The following is an 8,125-nucleotide window of genomic DNA, read 5'->3' on the forward strand; positions in this document are numbered from 1 at the left end:
GTACGAGGCATAGCGAATAGTAAAATTGGGTTTGGCGATTTGATTTTACTACTTCGCTATTTTTTTAAGCTAAAAGTGTCAACACACCCTAGACATCCATCACATCTCTTGAGAAAAAACGAAGAACATGCAGTGCTGAATTTAAACAGCAGATCGTTCAGGCTTGTAAAGCACCGGACGTTTCAATTGCTTCAGTCGCTTTGCAACATGGATTGAATACAAATCCCCTATCCAACTGGATTCGCTTAATTGATGGTAAGCTAGAGAAATGATCGCTCACCACTACTGAATAAACCTGCATTTATTGCTTTATCTTGCTCTGCACCATTAGATCCTACTCCTACTGACATGTTAACGGTTCAAATTACTTTACCCCACTCAAAATCAGAAATTGGCTTGAAATGGCAAGTATCAGAAATATCTGCTTTAGGAGAATTACTCAAGGCACTTGCAACATGATCCGTATCGATGAAATCTGGCTGTCTACCCAACCTCTGGATATGCGAGCAGGTATGGATACTGTCATGGCTCAGGTGCTGAGAGCCTTTGGCTATATCAAACCGCATTGTGCTTACCTATTCTGTAATACAAACGTGACCATCGCATGAAAGTGCTGGTGCATTATGGACTGGGCATCTGGCTGTGTGCCCGGCGGCTGGAACAGGGAAAATTCCACTGCGCTAAAGTTCACCAGGGTGAAACCGTGGCCCTCAGCCCGGAGCACTTACAAGCACTGATCCAAGGTTTAGCTTGGCAAAGAATCGGTCTGCAGCAAGTGGTAACAATGCTCTAAACCAAGCTCGGCCATTCTGCTATTCTCCAAACATTCTATTTCCTCTGCGTCATGACCTCAAGCATACTGCGGCCATGAATACGCTGCCTGATTTAAGCCAACTGACCCATGAACAACTGCTGGAATTTACCCGGCAATTGGCGATGCAGCATCAGTCTTTAGCATAATCAAATCAGCAATTAGATGCCAGAGTTCAACATCTTGAAGTCACCAATCAGCAATTAGATTCTAAAGTTAAATCTCTCTCTATTCTCAATCAAAAATACGAGCATGAACTTGCGCAGTTTAAACGGCATAAGTTCGCCCAGAAGAATGAACACTTAACGGCCAAACAAATCCATCTTTGGGACGAAGCGGTCGAAGAAGATATCGCAGCTGATGAATTAGTATAAAAACAAAGTTAGTAAATAAATTATATAAATCAAATACTTTTTTATTAAATATAAAATTTATTTGATTTAATTTTGTTAATTTTGGGACTGTGTTATTCTACTATTGTGACGCTAAAAATAACTTACCTGTGCAGAAAAAAATGATGACACCATTGCTCATTGATGCATTAACAATTTCTGAAGGCAGGTTTGAAAAACCATGCCCAGTTTTAGTTTTGAAAATGATGTTACTCAATGAGGAAATGAGCCGGGAGTTTTCAGAAAAAATTAAAAATCAAGCATTACTACTGCTCGCGATATATCGTAAGTTACTGCTTGCTGTCGATAGGGACTTATGTAAGGTAAAAACTCTAAAGGATAGTGTGAAAAGAAGACACTGGGCTAAAGTGGATAAAGCACAGGACAAGATGGTGGTTGCAGGCCAACTTCGACTAAAGAGTTTAGATCCAGAAGAAATGATTTTATTTTTAAATACACAGCATTTTTTGAAAAAGCTGCCGATTTCCTTTGTTCAAGAATTGGTTAATTGGGCATCACCGGTGGTGAGTGGTAATTTTTTAATCGAAAATGTTTTAGCTGGTTATATCGCCCAGAAGCTTTTGCCATTAGAAAGAATTAAAGTGAAAGAGCTGGGTAAGTCTGTGCAACCATATTTTCATTTAGCTAACTTTTCTGTATTTTTACCTCGACTGGAGGAACTTTATCAAAAATATCAGCAGCAAATTGTTCGTGTGGCACCAATGGCAGAAGTTGCTTTGGCTTTAACAGACTTGAAGAAGGCAAGAGTCTATCGTATTCGGAGTAGTTCATGAAAAGTTATTTCAAGAAGCTCCTAGAATGTATTAATCAGAATGAAAATATAGAAGAAAAAGAACTGATCCAAGCATTATTTTTGTTGCGTGCACACTATAGCTTAGCTGGCATTGTTGTCATTTGTCAGCGAATCTTTACATTGATTGGGGATGATGAATTACCAGAATTTCGTGATGAGCTTAATACGTTAAAGATCATTAGTAGATTGCAGGATTCTGAGGAATATGCACATTTTTTCTCAGAAACAATAGATAGAAACACACATACACCCACGCCATTACGTCCATACACTGGAGACAGTGGAATTTGTGATTTGCTATTGATTCAAGCAGGACGAAGTCGAAATAATGAGAGTTTTGATACAGTAATTATTTGGTTTTTAGAGCAAATATTTTACTTTCAAAAAAAAGTACATACCCTAGGGCTTTATAGTAGTTATTTAAAGGGTGATGGAAGCATAAAGCTGAAAGCTCAAAAAGGATCTCGTGTGTATAACGCCTTTTTAGCAATCAGGCTGTTGGGTGATCAAGGTAATGAGTATATTTTAGAACAAGTCAAAGAATTACTTATTCAAAATTCACCGAAACAACTGATTCATTTGATGTCTGCTGGTTCTGAAGATAAACGATTAAATGATGTTTTTTATATATTAAAGCTGTTTTTATCCCAAATTTGGCAAAATGATCCACTAAAAAATAAGAAGAAACGTCGAGAATTTTTACACCGTATAGGGTTAAAGCATAGAAAACTGATCTTGCAACGGTACGGCTCATTAAGTATTGCTATTCAACCTTTAGAGGATGTAGATGAAATTCATCGTGGTCTAGTATCTGAAGTATTTGAGGATAATGAGATTGAAGAAGATGAAACACCATTGGAGCCATTGTTTACATTTTTTTTGGCAGAACAATCCGATTTAATTCGAGGTTTTTATGCCTCTAAATCTACTTCTCAACATATTGAAGCTGCAAATGTTGGTTTAGTTTGGACCAAATCGCGATTGTCCTTAATTTCAATTCAAGAAATATTTAGGCTCTGTCAACCATCTCATACTGATACCAGCTTAATTTTACGCGCAAAATTAGCTTTAATATTAAGTTTACTCACAGGACGTTCGGTGAGTGAATTAACAGCGCCTCGTTTTAGTCAAAATGCAGATCAGAATAATATTGCTATTCAGTATGATCATACTTTATCTGCGTATGTATTAAGTGTGTTTGCAGGGACACCGACACTCAAAAAAAAACCAGAAGATTCTAAATTTCATGTGCCATGGACCAATGAATTACATTTGGTTTTACCGATTGAACTCAATGATTTAGTGAGTCAAGTCAAAAATCTTGGGATTACAAGACATCATATGGCAGTTGAACGTGACGTGAGTGAACTGATTAACCGTGTACCTAAAGAGCTAGAAATCAGCCTCAAAAGCATTCGAGATATTCTTCCACGGTTGTTATATGATCATAGCCAAGGTGATTTAGCTGTCGTTAAAGCAGTGACTAATGCATCAGGTCGAAATTATGATAACTTGATTCATTATGCCTCTTTTGAACAGAGGCAACTTGAGCAACTCTGGGCTGCTTGTTTAAGAACGATAAAAATTAATATTCCTGAATATATATACTCTTCCAATAAGCGTGTGGGTAGCCCAATTGGAATAAAGATTGTTGAAATACAAAATGAAATTACACGAATAAAAAAGAGAATAAATCAGGCTTCTGAACATAAAAATTGGCAGGTGCTCTTTGATAGCTTGACGTTGTATACAGCATTATGGATGAATCTTGCAACTGCAGGACGAGGAATTAAGCAGCCCTTTCCAAAGTGGATCAGTCAGCAAGGCTGGGCATTGATTCAAGATAAACATCATCAAGATGAATCAACCGATCGTTATGTGCCATTGACGCAAGCGTTGATCAAACAGATTCAAGGTTTACGTGGTTTGATGGGAATGCTAGGGGAGCAAATTGAACCACGTGTTGATTTATCATCTTATGCTGTGCAACTTTGTGCTCCTCATCAGATTGAAGGTTTAGTTAGAAATTGGGCACGGAAGTTGGTTCGCTCTGATTATAATCAGTTACCTGGACGGTTCAAGGACGCTGGACTTGGGCACTGGATACGGGGTCGTCATCCATGGGATATGTTATCTGTATTTCCTGTATCAGCTTTTCAACAACAGTGGCTTGATGTACAAGAAAACTTGCAAAAACAATTAGGTTTCGAATGTCTTGAAGGTTTTGATTTTTTTAAAATCAAGCATATTCCAACATTTGTTTTAACCCAAGAGACTAAAACAGCTCAAGTAGAGACGAAGCTGAGAATACAATATTCAGAGAATGATGTAAAAGAATGGCTGAAAAACTCAGAGTATGAGTCCTATTGTCCGTTGATTTTTGAGGAAAATCCTGAGCCACAAGTAGCTTTAGAGCTTGGACATGTATTAGCTTCCCATTTAGCTAAAAATACAAACATTGATTTGCCAGAAGCCATAAAGGCATATTGTGCTTATATTCGCGATAAAACTAAAATTCCTTTATTCGTTCAACTTCCTCAAAAAGCTAATCGTACGTGGCTGACATCTGAAAATAGTTTTAGTACATGGAGTTATACTGAACAAAACTTACTTGATCTTATTCAGAAGGATTTAGAACATTTACCTGAACATCAAAATTGTGATATTGAAATAGGACGTTTGCTGGTTGTACTCTCCATGTATTCACAACTGTGCAGAGTGAGCTATTTACAAGCGATGTTGGAGTTTATTGCTTCTGATCAATATATAGTCGCTATGGGGAATAGTCGGCTCGTTGAGCTAACAGTGAATAATGATAGATCTGTGACGAAGATACGCCGTACAGTACTGTTAAGTCCTTATGTCTCGACTTTAATATTAGTAGACCGACAGTATCTACAGCCCCGATTAAAAGAGATTTTAGCACAGTCAAGAAATCAACAAAGAACGGCTTGGCAAAAGTGTTTTAATACATATTTAAAACAAATAGGGCTTAAGTCAACTCTATCGTTAGCTCAATGGTTGAAAGCTTTACAGCAAAAGGTGATGTTAAATAGCACTCCGTTGATTGCAGGTTATATATCAGGCCAAGTCCTGACGGAAGATCTTTCAATAAATGAATTATTACGATTATCCGAATATGAAAAATTAACCACAGGTTTAGATAGCACTGAGCCAGAAAGTGAAATAGAAATAGGCGATGAGCAACTACATTTGTCTGATATTTTAGCGATGATTCAGCAACTAAAAGGTGAGTCTAGATCAAGCATTTGGCTTAAACAGCTTGCTAGTAATAAAACGAATCACTACTCAGTCAATTTATTAACATGCTTTGTGCAATGGTTGATTTTACGCTGTGATGCAGAAGAGTTAAGTCTACAGAATCGAAATATGATTCATCTACATTTGGCCATCGTCAGTGCAGGTATATTGGGGTTTTCAGAAGATTTAACAAAAGATAGCCAGATTGATGAAGATGTATTTCAAAAATGGATGGAGTTGACGCAAGAGCATTTTCCACACCGCAAGCATCTCGCTGCGTGGAATCGCTTTAGAGAATTTTTAATTCAATTAAATGATGATCGTATAAAGTTACACAAGCGTACAGCGCATCAAGCAAGTGCTAAGGTTTTTTCAAAAAATGAAGTGCGGCAGATCGTTCAAATATTACAATCTGTAGAATCTGGGGTGAATGATACTGTTTTACGTCTAGAGATTCAGCGTCATTTTCGTTTATCTGCGGCGATGGGTGTACGCCGTTCAGAGACACTTCATTTACGGCCCTTAGATATTGATGAGGATATGCTCAGAATTCGTCCTTATGGTGAGCATCAGCTAAAAACACTCGGATCAGAACGTGTTGTTCCGATGAATTTATTAAGTCAGACGATTAAAAAGGGATTAGATGATGTTTATCAAAATAAAAAATATTCGATATTAATGTCTGATGAGAACAGTGAACATAAGCCTTTTTTTGATCAAATATCTCAAATATTAAAGAAAGTCACTGGAGATGTTGATCTCAGCTTACATCATTTAAGACATACGTTTGCAAGTGCATATACTTTAAAGTGTTTGCAAACAGTGGTGGATTTTAAAGTGCTCACGATAGAACTGCCATGGCTACAAAATTGGATGCCATCGAATGAACAATTTAATACGCTAGTAGGCAATGAAGGACAGGTCGGTCAAGGGATTAAGGCGATTGGTCGAGTACTTGGACATTTACATGAATCGACAACATTAAAGCATTATATTCATATCTTATTTCTAGCTACTTATGCCTATAGCATGCAACAACAGCAACCCAATTTACATACTGCATTTTTTAAGCGAGTCATGAGTCGGAGTAATTTATTCAGGCATTTCCAAGCGATTAACCAACAGAATAGTAATCTAAAATATGAGTTGAGAGATACCATCGAAAAATATGTACTCAAAAAAAGACAAACTCAGAGGTGGGTAATCTATGCTCAAAAAAGAGGAAATTCGACGGGTAAAGTAATTAAACACGAACTATTTCAAAATATTGAAGATATTGAGCGGTATCTTATTTCTGGGCAGGGGCAGCCACAATTAGATATTGAGTCCTGGAAGAGAGCTTTAATTACGATGTCAAACATTCCTTCAGGTAAACGTGGTTCAAATATAGGAAGACATCCATTATTGACACAAGGAAAGTTAGCACGTTTGCCTGAATTACTAAGTGCTGTAGATTTTAATTCCGCACAAAAAATTTTAGAGCGATTTGATTATTTAGAACGAAACCAATCAGACACTTATAATTGGTTAATAAAAAAATGGTTGTATGAGAGTAATGTAACAAAAGTATTGATGCATTTTACGGCAGAAGATAAACCTATGCTTTCACTTCTTATAGAACATCAGTTTTTTCCGGTAGTGATGAAACATAATAAATATGATTATTTTAGAATAATGTCTCAACAAGCGTCATTAAGCGCCGTGCGATGGGTACTTGCGTGGTTGAGTGTACGATATTTAGCGATTGGAGATCATATCTGAATCTAAGTATATATGACTTATGCACGCTTTGTTACACAAAGGTTTGAAAGACAGCGCTACCTTAATTGAGCTAATTTCAAATGACAATTTGGATGTAAGTGCAGCCAAATTCTGTGAATTTGTTCGAGATAGCTACGTGTGCATAATATCATTTACCTGACTAGAAAAATTTCTTGCTGCTCATTTATAGCTTAATAATAGAGACTTAAGTATTTTTTATGGATCAACAGAACCGAAAAACATCGCATTATCCATTGCGTTTTGTCTGCTGCTGGAAGCTATGTAACATGATTCCTTAGGTGAAATAGCCTAAGCTTAATAAGTGATTAAAAGGCCTGAAAATCCGCGAATTTGATTTTTTTCTTCGCTTTCAATTTGATCCATACGTTATTTATTTATTTATATTTTTCATTTACAAATCAATAAAATATTCTAATTTGGTTTGATCAAAGAAAAAGATACCCATTTGATAATTAGGTTACAGCAAAATCTGTAATCGGGCGTGGAAACCTGAAAATTACTACAGAAGTATTAAAACCGCTTTGACAGTTTTTTGTGCCTATTATGCTTAGTTTGCTATTATTAAATATTATTCAGCATAAAGTCATGTTGCAGAAGAAATGTCACCTTCAATGCAGCGTGACAATTTTGAAGTAGCACGAACTGATCTTGAAAAACATCCAATCATCAAATGTTTATTTAAAGCGGATAACGTCACGCGACACATAAGTTGTCATTTGCGACGCATAAAATGTCATTGAACGACACATAAGTTGTCATTGAAAGAAACCGCGATTATTGGTGGTTTTTTTATCAAGTCTCATATTAATTTTCTAAAATTAAAACTTTATGGTTAAATTAGATTGCATAAAACCGTGGAACATTGGTTGGTAAATAAGCGTGGAACATGAATAATCAATAAAAAGCCGTTCTGGTGCCCTATACTCCAGAACGGCTTAATTTAATATACTGATATATAATAAGAAATATCATACTGTTATTCACCAATTAAAATGTCTATGCGATAAACCATTTAAAATGTCCTGTTTTTAACCACAAGAGTCAAGCACAGGATTTAACTTTCTT

General features: G+C 36.4%; 4 protein-coding genes and 2 pseudogenes. All 6 read left to right on the top strand.

The window, feature by feature from the left end; genetic code table 11:
- The first annotated feature begins 98 nt into the window (after positions 1-98).
- Positions 99-459, top strand: a pseudogene (locus NI465_RS16775) (transposase).
- Entirely contained in the window at positions 456-608 is a 153-nt protein-coding gene (locus NI465_RS15975; RefSeq protein ID WP_004647769.1) for an IS66 family insertion sequence element accessory protein TnpB, read from the top strand. Before NI465_RS16775 ends, NI465_RS15975 begins: the two are co-directional and overlap by 4 nt.
- Positions 605-793: an IS66 family insertion sequence element accessory protein TnpB gene (gene tnpB / locus NI465_RS15980; RefSeq protein WP_004647767.1), complete on the top strand. Its 189-nt coding sequence runs from the start codon at positions 605-607 to the stop codon at positions 791-793. The genes NI465_RS15975 and tnpB overlap by 4 nt, the downstream gene beginning before the upstream one ends.
- A gap of 74 nt (positions 794-867) precedes the next feature.
- Positions 868-1,179, top strand: a pseudogene (locus NI465_RS15985) (IS66 family transposase); the annotation flags it as partial.
- Between the two features lie 146 nt (positions 1,180-1,325).
- On the top strand, positions 1,326-1,997 hold the full coding sequence (locus NI465_RS15990) for a hypothetical protein (protein ID WP_005105953.1): 672 nt from the start codon (positions 1,326-1,328) through the stop codon (positions 1,995-1,997).
- Positions 1,994-7,039: a tyrosine-type recombinase/integrase gene (locus tag NI465_RS15995; protein WP_253145951.1), complete on the top strand. Its 5,046-nt coding sequence runs from the start codon at positions 1,994-1,996 to the stop codon at positions 7,037-7,039. Before NI465_RS15990 ends, NI465_RS15995 begins: the two co-directional genes overlap by 4 nt.
- The last annotated feature ends 1,086 nt before the right edge of the window (positions 7,040-8,125 follow it).

Source organism: Acinetobacter lwoffii, from assembly GCF_024129855.1.
Classification (GTDB): domain Bacteria; phylum Pseudomonadota; class Gammaproteobacteria; order Pseudomonadales; family Moraxellaceae; genus Acinetobacter; species Acinetobacter lwoffii_L.